General features: G+C 64.8%; 3 protein-coding genes. All 3 read left to right on the top strand.

The window, feature by feature from the left end:
* Nucleotides 1-115: 115 nt before the first annotated feature.
* Entirely contained in the window at nt 116-322 is a 207-nt protein-coding gene (gene urfF / locus R8N47_RS23480; RefSeq protein ID WP_007857788.1) for a plasmid repression protein F, read from the top strand.
* 29 nt (nt 323-351) lie between these two features.
* Nucleotides 352-1,191: a helicase RepA family protein gene (locus R8N47_RS23475; RefSeq protein WP_318185888.1), complete on the top strand. Its 840-nt coding sequence runs from the start codon at nt 352-354 to the stop codon at nt 1,189-1,191.
* On the top strand, nt 1,178-1,271 hold a 94-nt coding region (gene repC, locus R8N47_RS23470), incomplete at its 3' end, for a replication protein C, IncQ-type (protein ID WP_318185889.1). The genes R8N47_RS23475 and repC, both read left to right, overlap by 14 nt.

The following is a 1,271-nucleotide window of genomic DNA, read 5'->3' as shown; positions in this document are numbered from 1 at the left end:
GAGGCTGTCCGCTTTGCAGTCGCTGATATGTCCAGCCTTAACCTTGGCGGCTGCACCCTGTCCTTGTTCCGCGAAGACAAGCCTTTCGGCCCCGGCAAGTTTCTCGGTGACTGATATGAAAGACCAAAAGGACAAGCAGACCGGCGACCTGCTGGCCAGCCCTGACGCTGTACGCCAAGCGCGATATGCCGAGCGCATGAAGGCCAAAGGGATGCGTCAGCGCAAGTTCTGGCTGACCGACGACGAATACGAGGCGCTGCGCGAGTGCCTGGAAGAACTCAGAGCGGCGCAGGGCGGGGGTAGTGACCCCGCCAGCGCCTAACCACCAACTGCCTGCAAAGGCGGCAATCAATGGCTACCCATAAGCCTATCAATATTCTGGAGGCGTTCGCAGCAGCGCCGCCACCGCTGGACTACGTTTTGCCCAACATGGTGGCCGGCACCGTGGGGGCGCTGGTGTCCCCCGGTGGGGCCGGCAAGTCCATGCTGGCCCTGCAACTGGCCGCACAGATCGCAGGCGGCCCCGACCTGCTGGACGTGGGCGAGTTGCGCACCGGCCCGGTGATCTACCTGCCCGCCGAAGACCCGCCCACCGCCATACATCACCGCCTGCACGCATTGGGGGAACGCCTGACCGACGAGCAACGGCAAGCCGTGGCTGACGGTCTGCTAATCCAGCCGCTGATCGGCAGCCTACCCAACATCATGGCCCCGGAGTGGTTCGACGGCCTCAAGCGAGCCGCTGAGGGACGCCGCTTGATGGTGCTGGATACCTTGCGCCGGTTCCACATCGAGGAAGAGAACGCCAGCGGCCCCATGGCGCAAGTGATTGGCCGCATGGAGGCCATCGCCGCCGATACCGGGTGCTCTATCGTGTTCCTGCACCATGCCAGCAAGGGCGCGGCCATGATGGGCGCAGGCGACCAGCAGCAGGCCAGCCGGGGCAGCTCGGTACTGGTCGATAACATCCGCTGGCAGTCCTACCTGTCGAGCATGACCAGCGCCGAGGCCGAGGAATGGGGTGTGGACGACGACCAGCGCCGGTTCTTCGTCCGCTTCGGTGTGAGCAAGGCCAACTATGGCGCACCGTTCGCTGATCGGTGGTTCAGGCGGCATGACGGCGGGGTACTCAAGCCCGCCGTGCTGGAAAAGCAGCACAAGAGCAAGGGGGTGCCTCGTGGCAAAGCCTAAGAACAAACACAGCCTCAGCCACGTCCGGCACGACCCGGCGCACTGTCTGGCCCCCGGCCTGTTCCGTGCCCTCAAGCGGG

The sequence above is a fragment of the Vibrio sp. 2132-1 genome, assembly GCF_033344315.1.
The sequence above is the reverse complement of the archived record's forward strand: the minus strand, read 5'-3'. Positions and strand labels throughout refer to the sequence as shown.